The 16761-nt window shown below is 67.4% G+C and carries 11 protein-coding genes; 5 read left to right on the top strand and 6 right to left on the bottom strand.

The genetic code is table 11. The annotated features are described in order from the left end of the window. The first annotated feature begins 131 nt into the window (after positions 1-131). Complete coding sequence (gene dapA, locus IPG14_RS04520) at positions 132-1025, top strand: 4-hydroxy-tetrahydrodipicolinate synthase (protein ID WP_343385380.1); 894 nt, start codon at positions 132-134, stop codon at positions 1023-1025. 4 nt (positions 1026-1029) lie between these two features. Beyond that, the gene (locus IPG14_RS04515) at positions 1030-1404 is read left to right on the top strand and encodes a hypothetical protein (protein WP_343385379.1); all 375 of its coding nucleotides are present in this window, start codon (positions 1030-1032) and stop codon (positions 1402-1404) included. A gap of 7 nt (positions 1405-1411) precedes the next feature. On the opposite strand, the gene IPG14_RS04510 is transcribed toward IPG14_RS04515, so the two are convergent. Then, positions 1412-1960 carry a gamma carbonic anhydrase family protein gene (locus IPG14_RS04510; protein WP_343385378.1) on the bottom strand — a complete coding sequence of 183 codons (549 nt, stop codon included), beginning with the start codon at positions 1958-1960 and terminating at the stop codon, positions 1412-1414. A gap of 154 nt (positions 1961-2114) precedes the next feature. On the opposite strand from IPG14_RS04510, the gene IPG14_RS04505 reads away from it, so the two are divergent. Next, on the top strand, positions 2115-2870 hold the full coding sequence (locus IPG14_RS04505) for an SDR family NAD(P)-dependent oxidoreductase (protein ID WP_343391013.1): 756 nt from the start codon (positions 2115-2117) through the stop codon (positions 2868-2870). On the opposite strand, the gene IPG14_RS04500 is transcribed toward IPG14_RS04505, so the two are convergent. After that, entirely contained in the window at positions 2867-5665 is a 2799-nt protein-coding gene (locus IPG14_RS04500; protein WP_343391012.1) for an AAA family ATPase, read from the bottom strand. The two genes, IPG14_RS04505 and IPG14_RS04500, sit on opposite strands and share 4 nt — an antisense overlap. After that, on the bottom strand, positions 5662-6789 hold the full coding sequence (locus IPG14_RS04495; RefSeq protein ID WP_343391011.1) for a metallophosphoesterase: 1128 nt from the start codon (positions 6787-6789) through the stop codon (positions 5662-5664). The genes IPG14_RS04500 and IPG14_RS04495 overlap by 4 nt, the downstream gene beginning before the upstream one ends. A 99-nt stretch (positions 6790-6888) precedes the next feature. Here IPG14_RS04495 and IPG14_RS04490 point away from each other — a divergent pair, with 99 nt between their 5' ends. After that, positions 6889-10080 carry a PD-(D/E)XK nuclease family protein gene (locus IPG14_RS04490; RefSeq protein ID WP_343391010.1) on the top strand — a complete coding sequence of 1064 codons (3192 nt, stop codon included), beginning with the start codon at positions 6889-6891 and terminating at the stop codon, positions 10078-10080. After that, positions 10073-13453 carry a UvrD-helicase domain-containing protein gene (locus tag IPG14_RS04485; RefSeq protein ID WP_343391009.1) on the top strand — a complete coding sequence of 1127 codons (3381 nt, stop codon included), beginning with the start codon at positions 10073-10075 and terminating at the stop codon, positions 13451-13453. Before IPG14_RS04490 ends, IPG14_RS04485 begins: the two co-directional genes overlap by 8 nt. On the opposite strand, the gene IPG14_RS04480 is transcribed toward IPG14_RS04485, so the two are convergent. Genes IPG14_RS04480 through IPG14_RS04470 form a run of 3 tightly spaced genes read right to left on the bottom strand, consistent with a single transcriptional unit; the run spans position 13434 to position 16635 of the window. Beyond that, positions 13434-14798 (bottom strand): FAD-binding oxidoreductase, encoded by a 1365-nt coding sequence (locus IPG14_RS04480; RefSeq protein WP_343391008.1) that lies wholly within the window; start codon positions 14796-14798, stop codon positions 13434-13436. The genes IPG14_RS04485 and IPG14_RS04480 overlap by 20 nt on opposite strands. Positions 14799-14824: 26 nt before the next feature. Beyond that, entirely contained in the window at positions 14825-15871 is a 1047-nt protein-coding gene (plsX, locus tag IPG14_RS04475) for a phosphate acyltransferase PlsX (RefSeq protein WP_343385369.1), read from the bottom strand. Beyond that, positions 15868-16635, bottom strand: a complete 768-nt coding sequence (locus IPG14_RS04470) for a class I SAM-dependent methyltransferase (RefSeq protein ID WP_343391007.1) — start codon at positions 16633-16635, stop codon at positions 15868-15870. Before IPG14_RS04470 ends, plsX begins: the two co-directional genes overlap by 4 nt. Positions 16636-16761: the final 126 nt, after the last annotated feature.

Genomic DNA, 16761 nt, shown 5'->3' with positions numbered 1-16761 from the left:
GGAGCTACTGAGTCCCTCCCTGCGGCCCCGGCAGTCCCTGCCGGGGCCGTCCCGTGTCCGTCGCGAGGAATCGACAACCGCCATCCAACAATCGACAATAACGATTCACCTCACCGAGGAGCCCGCTCCCAATGCCTGAACTCGGCCGTCTTCTGACCGCGATGGTCACCCCGTACACGCCTGGAGGGGAGGTTGATTACGCCCATGCGCGCCGGCTTGCTGCGCATCTCGTCCGCTCCGGCAACGATGGCCTCGTCCTCGCTGGCACAACCGGTGAGGCGCCACTTCTTTCGGACGAGGAGAAGTTCAGGCTCTGGTCAGAGGTGAAGCAAGAGCTCGGTGATTCTGCCACCGTCGTCGCAGGCGCGGGCACGAACGACACGCGCCATTCCATCCACCTCTCGCACGAGGCCGAGCGAGCTGGCGTAGACGGCATCCTCGCCGTCGTCCCCTACTACCTGAAGCCCCCGCAGGAAGGCATCTTCCAGCACTTCCGCGCCATCGCCGAGAGCACGCGTCTGCCGGTCATCGTCTACAACGTCCCAGGCCGCACCGGCATCAACATGACTGTCGAAACCGTGCTCCGCTGCTCCGAGATCCCGAATATCGTCGGTGACAAGGAAGCGAACGGCGACCTTGCCCACTCCGCCGCCATCATGGACGCAGCGCCCGACTTCAAGATCTGGAGCGGAAACGACAACGACAACTTCCACCTGTGGTGCATGGGCGCCTGGGGAGCGATCAGCGTCACGTCGCACATCGTCGCCTCCCAGCAACAACAGATGCTTCGCTTCATCCACGAGGGCCGTCTTTCAGAAGCTGCCGCCATCCACCGGCCGCTCTGCAGAGTCACCGATGCCTGCTTCCTCAACGGCAGCCCGAGCACCATTCGCTACGTGCTTCGGCAGCTTGGCTTCGAAATCGGCGCCCCCCGGCTCCCGGTGGTCGAGCCCGATGCGGCCACCGGCGCGAAGGTGATGGCTGAACTCCGCCGCCACCGCCTCGACACGATGGTTCCGGCCTAGCTCCATGGGGCCGATCGCGCGCATCGAGCGGAAGTCGCGACCCTGGGAACAGGTCTGGCAGGGTGATTCCGAAGCCGTCGCCAGTATCGTCGCCGGACGCCTCGAAGCTGAGGGTATCCGCACCCGCATCCAGGGCCACACTGCACCCTACCGGGCGGCAGCGTTCGCCCTTGGCGGCGCCTGGGCGATCCTCGTGCCGGTCGGCAAAGCCCACCACGCCCGCGAGGTACTCCGCGAGAACGAGGAAGGCCAAAACATCATCGAAGATGAATCGGCCGCAGGCCTCACCGCCAACCAGCGAAGGACCCTGCAGGCCCTCATCGGCGCGGCTTTCGTTGTCGCGCTGTTGGTGGCTGGCCTGCTCGCCGCGCAGCGTTGACTCCGAGTCAGGGGACTGTCACCTCGTCCCGTGACATCTCCCGGATTCCCTCGCCGTGCAGTACCGCCAGCCGCGCGTAACGGCCCGGGTTACCCGTCACCCACTCCTCCGAGGCCGTCCCCGCGATCTGGCGCTTCACCACCGCTGGCGTCCCCGCGGCGAGCACCCCCGGTGGGATCTCGGTGTCACCGAGGACAACCGAACCCGCCGCGATGAGCGACCCCGCGCCAACCTTCGCGCCGTCCAGCACCAGGGCGCCGTTCCCGATGAGCGCCCGCTTCCCGATGACTGCCCCGTGCACCACGCAATTGTGGGCGATCGAAGCCTCTTCCTCGATGATCGCCGGCAGTTCAGCCCGGCCGTGGACAACCGCCCCGTCCTGTACGTTCGCGCCGCGGTGGATCACCGCGTAACTCGTATCACCTCGGACGACCGCGCCGTACCACACCGACGCGTCTTCGTGGATGGTGACATCGCCCACGATGCTGGCGGTCGGGGCGATGAAGGCGGAAGGATGGATGCGAGGGACTTTGTCCCCAACGGCGAAAATTGGCATCCGCGAATTGTCGAGTCGCTGCCTGCCGGTTGTCGATGCGACGGCACGGACGACACACTCCGGGCCTACAATGGCGCACCACGCTTCGAACGACCGATAGCGTTTCGATCCCGAACTTCCAGCCGGCCACGGCGCCCGCAACAAGGAGCACCTGATGGAAATCGAAGGCAGAGCAATCGTCGTCAGCGGGGGCGGTTCAGGCATCGGCCGCGCCGCCGTCCTTGCCCTTGCGGGACGAGGCGCGAAGGTGATCGTCGCCGATCTCGACGAGACCGGTGGCCGCCAAACGGTGGATCTGGCCGGCGCGAAGGGCGGTGTTGCCGTTTTCCGCCATTGCGACGTGACCAGGACAGAGGATCTCGCCGGGGCCTTCGCCTGTGCCTTCGAGCACTTTGGCCGTCTCGACGTCGCGTTCAACAATGCCGGCATCGGCGGGGAAGACCTCTTCGCCGACGACCCCGGAGACTGGGCGAAGGTCATCGATATCGACCTGACAGCCGTCATCGATGCCACCCGGATCGCTGTGCGCGAGATGCGGCGCTCTGGCCGGGGCGGGGTCATCATCAATACGGCTTCAATGGGTGGACTGCTGCCCATGGCCGGATCGCCGGTCTATGCCGCGGCGAAGGCGGGCGTCGTCAACTTCACTCGTTCCCTCGCCTACCTGGCCGAGGAAGCGAACATTCGCGTCAACGCCATCTGCCCGTCGTTCACCGATACCCCCCTCGTCCGCCGCAGCGGCGATGAACATGTCGAAGAGATGGGCCGCATGGTCGGCGGGATCCTCCTGCCCGAAGATATCGCGGCCGGTGTGGTGGATCTGATTGAAGACGACTCCCGTTTCGGCGCCGTCATGCGCGTCACCGTCCGCGGCGGCCGCGACTTCGCCCGCGAAGTCCGCCCCTACTAACGGGTTCCCGCAGCCTCGGGCTCGCCGAACAGGTCGAACGCCGCTTGTGGCGTGCCTGTTCGCGCGGTCACTGTCGAGCGGCCGGCAGCGCCCGCAGCACGTGGCGCGACCTCCGGCGCAGGCGCCATGTCTCCCTCGCGGCGCTCTTCCACTCGGCCGGTTGGCAGGCTGATCACCCTCGCCGGTGCGACCGAGTCGAACCGGCGGGGATGGCAGGTGAACAGCAGTACCTGCGTCTCCCGCGCCGCGTCCGCGAGGATCGGCCCCAGCTTCTGCAGTCGAATGGGGTCCGCCCAGCCAAAGACATCGTCCAGCACCACCGGCGCGCCATCGCTGGCGCTCACCAGCGAAGCGCAAGCCAGCCGCGTCAGCACCGAAAGCTGCTCCCTCATGCCCACGCTGAGCTGGCCCACGTCGAGCCACTCTCCGCTCCGCGTTACCCGCATGATCTGCAGCGCTTCTGAAAGCTCAATCCCGAAAGATGGGCCGAACACCCGCTTGCCGAGTCCTTCGATCGCGCGCCGCATCGGGTCCGCGTAATTCTCTCGAGCTTCCTCGCGGCGGCGGGTCATGGTGTCGAACAGCCGTTTCGCCGCGGTCGCTCGGCGCTCGTACGCGCCAAGCTCTTGCGCCGCTTCCATCTGCTGCTGCTCGGCCCCCGATAGAAGGCCGTGCAGCCCCTCGGCGCCCGCGTCGTCGAGGACGCCCACATCTCGAGCACGTTCGTCCCGAGCCTCCTGGAGTCTTCGTTCCACGCCGGCGAGTTCCGTTGCGACCGTTGTCCTGGTGGCCGAGACATCCGGAAGTGCCGCGAGTGCCAGCCTGCCTTCGGCGAGTTTCGCCGTCGCCGCGTCGACGGCCGCTCGCGCCGATGCGAGCTCATCCGCGAGCGGCCGGTCGCCGCGTTCCTGGTCCAGTCGCAGGAGTTCCGCCTCGTGTCGCGCCACCTCGGCGGCGACCGACTTCAAGCTGGTACTCAGCTCGAACTGCTGGCGCTCCAGCTGCTCTCCGCGGGACCGGGCATCCTGGAGGTCCTGGCTCACCAGCTTCCCGGCCTCCACGGCATCCCGCGCTGCCTGGAGCGCTCGGTCGCGTAAGGTCTTTGCCGTATCGAGAGACTCGGGCACTCCCGCCTGCGCCGCGTCGCGAATCGCGCCGATCGCCGCGCGTTCGCGTTCCAGCTTCTCCCGGAGCGCGTCCGCCGAGAGGTCGCGCAGGTCGGCGCGGATCTGTTCCATCAGGAACTTCCGCCGCTCCTCACTCTTGATCCGCGCGTCCCACGTTTCCCGCGCTTCCTGTGCCGATTCAACTCCGGCCTGGGCGAGGCACTCTTCGAGCGCGGCAGTCGCCGCCGCCAGTGCGCCTTCGAGTTCGCGCGCTGCCGCGCCCGCGGAGATCCGGACGACGATTCCCCCCGGCAGTCTCAGCGTCGACACCCCATGAACCTTGCCGCTGTAGATGCGGTCCGGCCCGATCTCGGCCTCTTGCCCGTCGACCTCCAGCGCGGTCGCTTCCAGTGCGCTGACTTCGATCGAGGCGCCTTCCGACTCGCGAAGCCCGCGAATTCTTTCGACTTCCCGCTCCGCCCCGGCGATCTCCTGCAGCGCGCGCCGGTCGACCTTGCACCCGTTGAGCCAGCCGATCACCCCGCGCAACTCCGGTTCGTTGCTCTCGATGCGAGCCAGCCGCTCGGACATCTGGGTTACTTGCAGTTCGCGCTCTGAGAGCCGGACGAACTCTTCTGCGGTCGCTGCGGAGCGATTTGCGGCTCCAATCGCCTGCTCGGCCTCGGCCGCAGCCGCCTCCAATCGCACCAGCCGTGCGCTCGCCTCGGTGAGCGGCGCGGCGATTTCGTCCAGCTCCACTCTTGCCCGGTCACATGCGCTCTTCCGAAGCACCAGCGATGCCTCCACGCTGTCGCGGGCTGCTAGCTGGTTTGCGATCCGGTTCGCTTCACCTTCAAGCTGGGCCGTCCGCGCTGCCGTCGTCTCGACGCTCCCGGCCAACCGTTGGCGCGCTTCATCCTGCCGGGAAAGCTCCCCCTGCTGTTCCTTCAGGCGTTCCAAATCAGCAACCAGCGTGGCAATCTGGTCCGAAAGCTCCGTGCTCCGGTTTGCGCGTTCTTCCAGCGAAGCGATCCGGGCAGCGATCCGTTCTGCTTCCGCCTGCGCCTCGTCGCGCGCCCTGCGAAGGCGCGGCGCGTTCGGGCCATCTCCCGAGGCCTTCTCGCGCCCTGTCGAAGTCCAATAGCGCAGGAACTCCTGCTCGATTCGCTCGAACAGCGTCTGCTCGCGGTCACCGCCGAGAAGCTCCCCCGCGGCTACATCGAGAGCCCTCAGGAGTGACTGGTGGTCTCCCGCGTTGAGCGGTTCCAGGCTTGCCCCCTGCTGGAGTCTCAATGCTTCCCAGAGCGCGCGGTCCATCGTCTCGTCCAGGATCTGCCGCGCGCGGTTGTGAGCCTCCCGGCCGGTCAGCGTCTCCTGCCGCGGCGCGGCGATGCGCAACTCGGTCCGTGAGCCTCGGTGGAACCGTTTGAAGTAAGTGAACCGGTACTGCCCCGTCGAGACATCGACTTCCACCTCGGTCGAGGCGTCGCGCCCGGCAGGCTTGAGGTTGCGCACCGCGGCGCTCGATGAGTCGTCGGTCTGGTCGAACACCAGCCACAACGCCTCGGCGATGCTCGATTTCCCGACCTCGTTCTCGCCCTCGATGATCGTCACGCCTGTTTCGCGCGGTTCGATCACGAAGCTTCGGATCGCCTTGTAGTCGCGGAGTGAAACACGATGGAACTTCATGCGGCGCCCCTTGCCAGGCGGTGCAGCAGGAGCAGCGCATCACCCGCCTCCCGGCCCTCGATCCCCCCGCCCTCTGATAGCCCTGCCAGGTCCCCTGCCGCCAGCGCCGCGAACCCGGAAAGGGCAAGGTCCGAGAAGTCGGTCTCGGAAGGCACGACCAGCAGGTCGGTGTCACTCACGCGCCGCTCGATCGCGGCGAACATCGGCTCGAAGTGGTCGAGGATCTCCTCCAGTGCTGCCGCGACCGAGAGGCTGATCGTCCCTTTCAGCCCCAGGTTCAGGATCGTCCGCTCTTTCGTGGGCAGCCCGTCGAGCCAGTTCCGGAGCCGTGAGATGTCTGCCGCCTCGTTCACGTCCCACGGCTGTTCGGTGAATCGCCAGGTTGCCACCTTGAGCGCCTCCACCTGGACTCTGTCGCCTTCCAGGGTGACCGCAAGCGCAAGGCCCGGATCGGTCTCCCGGTATTCCGTCGGCTCGGGGGCGCCGGAATACCAGATTCGCCCGCTCGACCCGACCGCCGTCCGCGAGTGGCGGTCGCCGAGCGCGATGTACTGCACCCCTCCCGATGCCACCGCCGCCTCCGCGGGGCCCAGCCGGATCAGTTCCTGGGACTCCGTGTCCGGTGAGAAGATCTCGCACCGCCCGTGCCCAACCAGTACCTTCATGCCATCGATGCCCGCCGCGGCCTCGCAGGCCTCGGCAATCGGGTCCGCAGTCACCTTCTTCGAACGCCATGGTGCGCTCACCAGGGTCACGCCGGGTGCGGCCTCGATCGGTGTTCCGTCGAGCACCACCACGTTCGGTGGGCACTCCGCGGTGAACTCGCGCGAGAGGAACACCGATCCCGCGGCGAGCGGGTCGTGGTTCCCCGGCAACAGGTAGAACGGGACCGCGGCCTCTTTCATCGCGTGGAGCGCCCGCTGGACCAGCTGACGTTCCACCATGTTCGATTCGAACACATCGCCCGCGACGACCACGAACGCCGCATCGTGCTCCCGGGCCTTCTCGCCAATTGTCCGGATCGCCTGCAATCGGGCATCGGTGAAGCGCGATTGCGCTTCCGGCGAAAGGAATCGCCGCGTCATGCCCAGCTGCCAGTCCGAAGTGTGAATGAACCGGACCATGTGATTGAGCAGGTTAGCAGAACATGCGTGCGGTGACACCACGAAACCAGTATCGTCCCCGAACTCGTCGTTATCTGTCGCGGCGGCGACACACACTGGGTGACACTTGCGGATACGATTTCGCAAGGAAGGGTGGCGGGCGCGCGCGTGATAGACCTGGTCCCATACGGGCGGCTTGCCCGAGAAGCTCTTGCCGCGCGAATCGCGGCCGAAAAGGCGCGGGATCCCCTCGTTCCCGTCACTGTCATTGTGCCCTCCAACTACGCTGGCCTCTCCGTGCGCCGGGCGCTCGCCGCCACGCTCCCGGTCGTAAACGTTCACTTCATGGTTGCCGCCCGCCTCGCCGAGATCCTGGGAGCTCCGACGCTCGCCGCCGAGGCCCGGAGCCCCCTCACGCCATGGGTCCGCTTCCAGGCAGTGCGGGCCGTACTTTCCGAAGAGCCTGGTGTCTTCAGCGCGGTCGCCGGACACCCCGCGACTGCCCGCGAGTTGCAGCGCGTGTTCGCCGAACTCCGTGAAGTCACCCCTGCCGCAAAACAGCGCCTCGCCCGGACGAGCCCCCGAGCTGCGGATGTCATCCGCCTCTACGAACGCTACCGGGTCCTCACCAGCGGCTTCTTCGACGAGATCGACCTGATGGATGCCGCCGCCCGGGCGGTCGCAAACCCGGCCGCCGCGGAGACCATCGGCGCCGGCATCCTCTACCTCCCCCGCAAGCTCGCTCCCGCCCTTCAGCGGTTCCTGGCGGCCGCCTCCGCCCAGGGTATCGGCGTCCACGCCGTCCTCGGGCTCACCGGCGATGCGGCCGTCGATGCCGTCACCACTGCGCTCGCCGAACGACTGCCGGACGCCCGAGATGCCACCCGCGTCGAGCCCGGCCCGCCCGCCGCCCACCGCATCGTCTCCGCGACGGACGCCGAGGAGGAAGTACGCGAGGCGATTCGCCAGGCGATGGCCCTCCTCGCTGCCGGCACGCCGCTCCATCGCATCGCCATCACCTTCGGCTCGCAGGAGAACTACGCGGCTCTCCTTGATGATGCGCTCACCTCCGCTGGCCTCCCCCACAACGGCCCACCGAATCGCACGCTCGCGCGGACCGTCGCCGGACAGACGCTCCTCGGGCTCCCGCGAATCGCCTCCGCGAAAGGCCCGGGCGACCCGGGGTACGCCCGTGAAGTCGTCATGGACTGGCTCACCGCCGCACCCATACACCGCGACGGCCGCGAAGTGCCGTCTCACCGCTGGGACGAAATCAGCCGCGAAGCGGGTGTCGTAAAGGGTGCGGGCCAGTGGGAGAGCAGGCTCGAACTCCACGCTGCCGGCCAGGAAGAGCGGGCCACCGCACTTGGTATCCAGGGCGAGAGTAGCTACTCGCGAAACGCGCGCTGGGCTCGCAGCCTCAAGGCGTTCATCGCCGCCCTGCATGACGAACTCGGGGCCGACGCAAAGATGCCCGCGGCCGCGCATGCCAGCCAGGGCCTCTTTTGGCTCGACGCTTACCTCCCCGAGAACGCACTCGAAGATGAAGTCCAACTTGATGCCCGGGAACGGGTGAAGCGCCAGCTCGAAGAAGTCGCGGCCCTCGGCGCTACCCTTCCATCCGCGGTCGATCTGCCGATGACTCGGACAGCCTTCGCCGTCGCCCTCGAGGAAGCGTTGTCGGCTCCGTTCGGTCGGATCGGGAAGCTGGGAGAAGGCATCTTCATCGGTCCGCTCTCGCTCGTCGGGGAGATGGAGTTCGAGGCGGTCATCGTCCTCGGGCTCGTCGAGCGCATCCTGCCATCCGGTTCGCGTGATGATCCGATTCTCACGACAGAGGAGCGGGATGCCGCGGGCGGCGAACTCCCACCAGGGGGGCTCCTCCCCACGGACCAGCGGCGAGCCTATATGGCGGCCCTCCTGGCTGCGCCCATCCGCATCCTCAGCATGCCTCGGGGCGACCTGAGAGCCCAGCGCGCCACTCAGCCGTCCCGCTGGCTGCTCCAGGCTGCCTCGAACCTCGCCGGGAGCCCCGTCTACGCCGCCGGCCTCGAGAAGCTGCTCGCCGCACCTCCCCCGTGGTTCCGAGTGGTCAACTCGTTCGAATCAGCCCTCCGCGGTCCGGGCGAGCGCGCTTCGCTCCAGGAGTGGGACCTCGCCAGTCTCTTCGGATACCGGGGCCGCCTTCCCGGCCACTTCCTCCTCCAGGGCGCCGAGGCCAACCCCCTTGCGCGAGGGGTTGCCGCCCGTCAGTCGCGCCACCGCCGGGGCGGTGGCCGCCTCGATGGTTGGAGCGGCCGGGTCCCCCAGGGAGCCGCCCCGGTCCCCGGGCCAGAACGCGCAATATCGCCCACCGCTCTCGAAACGTTCGCGAAGTGCCCGTTCAAGTACTTCCTCGGCCACATCCTCCGCGTCGGCGAAGTCGAACGGCCGGAAGAAGTCGTCACGATCGAACCCGCCGCCATCGGCAACATCATGCACGCCACCCTGGAGCGGTTCTTCAACCACACGAAAGACCGGCCCGAACCTGAAGCGGATTGGTCGCCCGCTGAGCGCGCCGCCCTCCGCGACTTCGCCTTCGCGGAGTTTGCCGACGCCGAACGGCGTGGCGTCACCGGAAAGGCCCTGACCTGGCAGGCGGAACAGGCCCGTCTCCTGCGCGACCTGGACCTCCTACTCGCTGAGGAACTGAAGGAGCGCCGGCAAGGCCACCTCCGCTTCCGCGAAGCCGAAGCGGCCTTTGGCATGGGCTCCGGCCATCCGCCGGCCGAGCTCCAGCTCGCCAATGGCGGCACCCTCTTGTTCCGTGGCAAGGCCGACCGGATAGATGCCGGCGTTGATGGAAGACTCGTCATAACTGATTACAAGACGGGCCGCTCCTCCACCTACAAGGATCTCAAGCCCGAAAACCCGCTGGCGGGTGGCCAGTTCCTCCAGTTGCCGGTTTACGCCTTGGCTTTCCGCAAGGACTCGGCGCCGCCCGTGACCGCCAGCTACTGGTTCATCAGCGAATCCGCCGCCTTCGAACGCAAGCCCGTGGTTCTCGATGACCGGACCTACGCGAACCTCAGTGGAGTCGTCACCACCCTCGTCGAGACCATGTCGAACGGCTACTTCCCCGCTGTTCCCGGCAGCGAGACCCGTCCCTATGGCGTCCCTTGGGAGAACTGCAGGTACTGCCCCTACGATGCCGTTTGCCCCTCGGCGAACCGGACCGAGATCTGGGCGGAAGTCAAGGGCGACCCCGGCCTCGCGGCCTTCGCTGGCCTGGCCGATGGCGAGTCTCCGGCGGTGGAGGAGACTGATGCCTGAACTCTCTGACGCCGAAGCACGTGCACTTATCATCAGCGCAACCGCAGAGACCCTCTTCGTCGAAGCGGGTGCCGGGACCGGCAAGACCACCGCGCTCGTTTCGCGCATTCTCGCCCTCGTCGAGGATGGGATCCCCGTCTCCCAGGTTGCGGCCATCACCTTCACAGAAAAGACAGCGGCCGAGCTCGCCGACCGCGTCCGCGAACAGCTTGAAGCGGCCAGCAAGGATCCCGCCCGCTCCGCGAGCCGCGAACACTATTCGCAAGCTCTCGACGAACTCGACGGCGCCGCTCTCCAGACACTGCACAGTTTCGCGATGCGGATTCTCTCGCTCTATCCCCTCGAAGCAGGGTTGCCGCCGCGGATCTCCCTCCGCGACGACGTCCAGGCCACCGTCGCCTTCCGCGACCGCTGGTCCAGGTTCCGCGATGAGCTGCTCGAATCGCCTGGCCTCCAACGCCCACTCCTCATCGGTCTCACGATCGGGCTCCGCCTGAGAGACCTGCAGGAAGTTGCCGGAATCTTCAATGAAAACTGGGAGCGTATCGCGAAAATCGACCTCCCCGCAGTCGCTGAGCCCCGGCTTGAGCCGTCCCGCATCCTGGACCCGCTCGACGAGGTCGCCGCTGCCCGCCGACCGGGCAAGACCGACGCGCTAACCGGCAAGCTGGACTCCCTCGAGAGCTATCTCGACTTCCTGCGCGAGATAGCTGCCGCAAAGGCCGCCGCCGGCACCCCTGAAGCCCGCGAAAGGGCAGAGCTGGACTTGCTGCGCTTGCTCTCCCGGATGCCTGCGATAGCCTCCTCTTCGGCCGAGAACGGGGTCACTTCCCGGCTTGGCCAGGCTGCGAACTGGGACGATGTCATACACATGCGGGAGCTCGTCGTCGAGGCCGAGGAAGCCCGGCTTGCGATGCTCGAGGGAGCCCGGAGCTGGGTCCTCGGCTGCGTCCTCCCCCACGTCCGCGAGTTCGTCATCGCGTCCGCCGGGGAGCGCCGCAACGCCGGCGAGCTCGAGTTCCATGACCTGCTCGTCCTTGCTCGTGACTTGCTTCGCGATGACCCTGCCGTGCGCGCCGCCCTCCATCGGCGCTACACCCGCATCCTCATCGATGAGTTCCAGGACACGGACCCGATCCAGGTCGAGCTGGCCGCCTTCCTCGCCAGCGACGATCCCTCGGCCGCGAGCTGGGATGCCATCACGGCACACCCCGGCCGTCTCTTCTTCGTCGGGGATCCGAAGCAGTCCATCTACCGGTTTCGCCGGGCCGATATCGCCCTCTTCAAGCGCGCACGGGGGGCCTTCTCGGCTCGCCACGTGGCCCTCCGAAAGAACTTCCGCTGCCGTCCCGCGATCATCCGGTGGGTAAACGAGGCCTGTGGTGAGCTCTTCCGCGGTTCCGCCCCGGGCCACGACGCTCTCCAGGCTGACTGGATTGCTCTCGAACCGGGCCGTGCCGAAGGTAAGCTCCCGGCCGTCGATCTGCTCGGTGAAGCCGTGCCGACGGGCGGCCAGACGAAGACAAGCGCTGCGGACGTCCGCAAGAAGGAAGCGGAGGCCATCGTCGCCACCGTCATCGACGCGGTCCAGGAGAATTGGCTCGCCCGCGACTGCGGGACGGGCACGATCACCCGCTACTCCGATATCGCCATCCTCCTCCCGACCCGCACGAACTCCCCCGCGATCGAACGCGCGCTGGCCGATGCCGGGATCCCCACGCGCATCGAAAGCCGTTCGCTCCTGTTCGCGGCCCAGGAAATCCGCGATCTCACCAACATCCTCGCCGCCATCGATGACCCCACCGATGATGTCGCGATTGTCGCCTCGCTGCGGTCCCCGGCTTTCGGCGTCCAGGATGGCGAACTGCTCGCCCACGTGAACGCCGGCGGCCGGTGGGACTACCTGGGTCGCGTGCCAGAAGGATCGCCGGCGCCGCTCCGCGAAGCGATGGAGGCACTCGCCGCGTTCCACGCTGCGCGCTGGTCGGTCAGCATCGGAGCCCTCGTCGAAAGCGTCATCGCTGGCCGCAAACTGCTCGAACTCTCCGTCGCCAGCCCCCGTCCCCGCGAAGCGTGGCGCCGCCTCCGCTTTGTCGCCGAACAGGCCCGTTCGTTGGGCCAATCCGGGACCGTCGCATCGCTCCGCCAGTTCGTCCAGTGGCTTCGCACCCAGGCCGAAGAGCGCACCCTCATCGCCGAGGCCGTTGCGAACGAACCGGACGACGACGCAGTCAAGTTGCTCACCGTCCACGCCGCCAAGGGACTCGAGTTCCCTATCGTCATCCTCGCCGGTCTCGGCGTGGAGCGGACATTCATCCAGCCTCGGGTCGCCTGGCGGACCGCGGACTCCGGTAACGAGTCTGTCGCCGTCCGCATCGGTGTCCAGGGGTCCTACTTCCAGACGCCCGGCTACGATGACTACTCCGAGGCGGAGAAAACGCAGAGCTGGCTGGAACGGGATCGGCTCTTCTACGTCGCCGCCACCCGAGCGAAGGAACGCCTGGTAGTCAGCCTCTACCACGCCGCGAAAACGGATCATCCCAGGCGCCACGCCGGCCGCAGCTGCGCCGTCGCCGAGTGCCTGTACGCCCTTCGGGAACAGTTCCCGGACTGGTCATCCTACAGCCGCGGGCTGGGGATCGGCCCCGGCGAGGCGGCGGCGGCCGGGCCCGAACAGACTCGGGAGGACCGCGACGCATGGATCGCGGAACGCGCCGGGCGCATCGAGCGGCTCGGGCTGGCACGCGTCCTTGCCGCTACCACCATCGCTCACGGCGAGCCCCCTTCGTCCACCGAAGTCGAGCCCGAACCGCACGTCGAAGACCAGCCATGGAAGAAGGGCCGCGCCGGGACCTCCGTCGGCCGCGCCGTCCACGCCGTCCTCCAAACGCTCGACCTCGCAACCGGAGCCGGGTTGGCAGAAATCGCGCGCACCCAGGCGGTTGCCGAGGGCGTGGCAGACGAGGCCGATCGGATCGCCCGGCTCGTCGAGAGCTGCCGCACCTCTCCAGCGGTCCGCCAGGCCCTCACCGGTCGCCACTGGCGGGAGCTTTACGTCGGGGCACCGATCGAGGAGACGTTGGTCGAAGGGTTCATCGACCTCCTCTACGAGACCCCGGCCGGGCTCGTAGTGGTCGATTACAAGACGGATTCGGTGCGCAGCGAGGCACAGGTCACGGAGGCCATGGCTCGTTACCGCCTTCAGGGAGCGGCATATGCCGTTGTCCTCGAAGCTGCCCTCGGACGTCCCGTCACTCGTTGCGTCTTCGTCTTCGCCGAACCCCACATGGAGAGGGATGTGGATAACCTGCAGACGGCCATGGTTGCGGTGCGCGCCGAAATCCAGCGACGGCTCACTCCAGCGGGAAGATGACTCCGGGGTTCAGCATCCCCCTGGGATCGAGCGCCTTCTTGATCGCGCGCATCGCCGCGAGATCCTCCGCTGACCGCGTCAGCCCGATCCATGGCAGCTTCGCGATGCCCACTCCGTGCTCAGCGCTGATACTGCCGCCAAGTTCGGCAACGAGCCGGAACACGGCGTCGTCGGCGCGGTCGTCGTCGGGATCGAGCCCAAGGATGTTGACGTGGAGGTTCCCATCGCCCGCGTGCCCGAAGAGGATCGGCCGTGCCCCGGCTACCGCAGCTGCGATGGTTCCGCGCACGCGCGCCTCGAACTCCGCCAGACGCGCCAGCGGCAGCGTGACATCCAGCTTGTGGGGGATGCCCTCGGCGTTGATCGCCTCGGTGTGCCGTTCGCGGTATGCCCACAGTCGGGCCCGCCCGGCCGCATCGCTCGCCATCGCCGAATTCTCGACGGCCGCGCATCCGCCGAGCACTTCGGCGAGTTCCGCCGATTCGTCCGTCCTCCCGGCGCACTCCACCAGGACGTAACAGCCCGGGTGCGTCGCGAACGGCAGCCCCATCCCGGCGTGCCGGCACACCAGCTCTACGCCCTCCGGGAAGAACGCTTCGGCGGCCTCCAGCGAAGGCAACTCGCCCCGGACTGCCGCGACCACCTCGAGCGCCCCGGCGAGCTCCCGTACACCGAGCAGCGCCACGGTTCGCCGCTCGAGTTGCGGCACGAGCCTGACCCGCACCGCCGTTACGATAGCGAGCGTCCCTTCGCTCCCGGCCAACAGCTGCCCGAGGTCGTATCCGGTGTTGTCTTTCACAAGCCCCGGCATCCGTCGCACGATGCCGCCATCGGCAAGCACCGCCTCGAAGCCGAGCACCTGCCGCCGCATCGCCCCGTAGCGAATCACCCGGATGCCGCCCGCGTTGGTCGCCACCATCCCGCCGATTGTGGCGCTGTCGCGTGATGCCAGGTCCACCCCGAATGCCCAGCCCCCTTCGCGGATGTGCTGCTGAAGCGACGAGAGCGTCACACCTGCCCCGGCCGTCACTTCGCCGGAGACCGTGTCGAAGTCACCGATGGTTGCCAGCCGCCGCAGAGAGAGGACGACTTCGCCGCCGCGGGGCACGCTGCCCCCGACAAGCCCGGTGTTCCCGCCCTGCGGGACGACTGCCGCCCCGGCCGCCGCGCAGGCACGGACCACGCGGCTGACTTCCTCCGTCGAACCGGGCCGCACCACGCACAGCGCCCGGCCCTGGTAGCGCCGGGTCCAGTCGGTCTCATAACTGGCGCGCAGGTCCGGGTCGGTGAGCACATGGGCGTCACCGGCGATGGCGCGCAGTTCGTTCAACAGGGCCGCAGTCACGCTCCCGAGTCTACCGTCCGTGCCGGTCAGTCGTCGCCATCGTCCGTGGCGTCTCCGCTGCCGACCTTCGTGGTCTTCGCCGGGATCTCCTTCGCGATCCCCCGGAGCGTGTCGACGACCTTGTTGTCGACCGCGTCCCGGGCGGCCCTGATCGCGCTGAACACGGCCCGCGCGTTGGAGCGCCCATGCCCGATGACGACGATCCCCTCGACACCGACCAGCTGGGCGCCGCCGTACTCCGCGTAGTCCAGCCGGCGCTTCACCTTTCGCAGTTCTGACATCAAGATCAGGCCGGCCGCGCGGTTCCACGGCGTCAACTCCACCGCCTTCCGGATTTCGCCGAGCAGCAACTCTGCCATCCCTTCGGCCGTCTTCAGGACCACGTTCCCCGTGAATCCGTCCATTACCGCCACGTCGCAGACACCCCTCGTCAGGTCCTTGCCCTCGACGTTGCCCATGAAGTTCAGGCGGCTGGCGCGCAGCGCCTGGTTCACCTCGACCGTCAGCTGGTTGCCTTTCGAGTCCTCTTCGCCGATCGAGAGCAGCCCAACCTTGGGGTTCTGCACTTTGAACATCCGCTCCATGTACGCCGCACCCATGTAGGCGAACTGCAGCAGGTGGATCGGCCGGCAGTCGGCGTTCGCGCCCACGTCGAGCAACATCGTGAGCCGGCCCTCTCCGGTCGGGAAGATGGTTGCTAGCGCCGGTCGCCCGATTCCCTTGATCCTCCCCAGGGTGAGCATCGCCGCCGCCATGCTCGCGCCCGTGTTCCCCGCCGTGACGAAAGCGTCTGCCTGGCCGCTCTTGACCATCCGCATGCCAACGTTGATCGAGCTCTCGGGCTTGTTCTTGACGGCCTCCGTCGGGTGTTCATCCATCTCGATGACGTCCGCCGCATCGATGATCTTGAGGTTCTTCGCCTGGGCGCCTTCGAGTTCCGCCTCGATCGCCGCTTTCCGGCCGACAAGGATCAGGTCCACGCCGAGTCCGCCTGCCGCCATCAGCGCGCCCGCCACGATCTCGCCGGGAGCGTTATCGCCGCCCATGGCATCAACCACAATTCGAGCGGTCATCCGTCACTCCTGCGTGCAATCACGATCATCCGTTCGCTGTTGTTCGTTAACGGCCCCAGGTCATAGTCACCGTAGACATCAGCCAGCACCAGCCCGGACCGCGCCAGCAGGTACTCCAGCTCGAAGCGGTGCACGTATCGGAGTTCGTGCTCGCCGATCTGCCGCCGGACCAGCCCGTCCGAGCCAATCGTTTCGTAGGTGACGCGCAGGTGGCGGGTTTGCAGAGCCAGGTCGTCTTCGTGCAGGTGGTAGCAATCGAACGCTCGGCCGTCTTCCGTCTCGCCCGAAAACACCAGCATCTGCTGTCCGTTCGTGTCCGGGTCGAGCCCGGCGGCCGGACCGGGAAGGTCGATCGCCAGGGCGCCGTTGAAGACAAGCGTCTCGCCCAGTGTCCGCAACAACGACACCTGTTCTTCGCCGTCCTGGCAGTACAGGAACACGTCAAGCGGGATGAGGACGAGGCCGTACCCCTCGCGTTCCAATGCCAGCTCGGTCGCCCGCCCTTCGATGAAGGACACCTCCAGCGCGTCCGCCTCGGCCTTCGCCCTCGCGATGGCCAGCATCGCCGCCGATGGGTCGATCCCCGTGACTTCGTGCCCATTCCGGGCCAGCTCCAGCGCGATTCGCCCCGTGCCGCAACCAACTTCGAGCACAGGCTGGTCGGTCCTCCCTGCGAACGAAAGCCAGAGGCCGGTGTCTTCTCGGAAGTCGCCGTGAATTGCGTCGTAGAAAGCCGCGTCGGCGGCATACGGATCGTCGGACATTGAAGGATTGTGCGGACACCCTGTGGAACGCGCCACCGCCCGCCGATACCTCGGAGTAATGAAGCAGATGTTGTTCGGCATCGCGCTCGTGATTGCCTACTTCACCCTGCCCGGCTGCGCCGGGGT

The sequence above is a fragment of the Candidatus Amarobacter glycogenicus genome (genome assembly GCF_016704105.1).
Classification (GTDB): Bacteria; Chloroflexota; Dehalococcoidia; order Tepidiformales; family Tepidiformaceae; genus Amarobacter; species Amarobacter glycogenicus.
This window is presented reverse-complemented; position numbering and strand designations above follow the sequence as displayed.

Coding starts and splice junctions, on each gene's coding strand:
- IPG14_RS04515 (WP_343385379.1), top strand. CDS start 1,030: ATGGGGCCGATCGCGCGCATCGAGCGGAAGTCGCGACCCTGGGAACAG.
- IPG14_RS04510 (WP_343385378.1), bottom strand. CDS start 1,960: ATGCCAATTTTCGCCGTTGGGGACAAAGTCCCTCGCATCCATCCTTCC.
- dapA (WP_343385380.1), top strand. CDS start 132: ATGCCTGAACTCGGCCGTCTTCTGACCGCGATGGTCACCCCGTACACG.
- IPG14_RS04500 (WP_343391012.1), bottom strand. CDS start 5,665: ATGAAGTTCCATCGTGTTTCACTCCGCGACTACAAGGCGATCCGAAGC.
- IPG14_RS04495 (WP_343391011.1), bottom strand. CDS start 6,789: ATGGTCCGGTTCATTCACACTTCGGACTGGCAGCTGGGCATGACGCGG.
- IPG14_RS04470 (WP_343391007.1), bottom strand. CDS start 16,635: ATGTCCGACGATCCGTATGCCGCCGACGCGGCTTTCTACGACGCAATT.
- IPG14_RS04505 (WP_343391013.1), top strand. CDS start 2,115: ATGGAAATCGAAGGCAGAGCAATCGTCGTCAGCGGGGGCGGTTCAGGC.
- IPG14_RS04485 (WP_343391009.1), top strand. CDS start 10,073: ATGCCTGAACTCTCTGACGCCGAAGCACGTGCACTTATCATCAGCGCA.
- plsX (WP_343385369.1), bottom strand. CDS start 15,871: ATGACCGCTCGAATTGTGGTTGATGCCATGGGCGGCGATAACGCTCCC.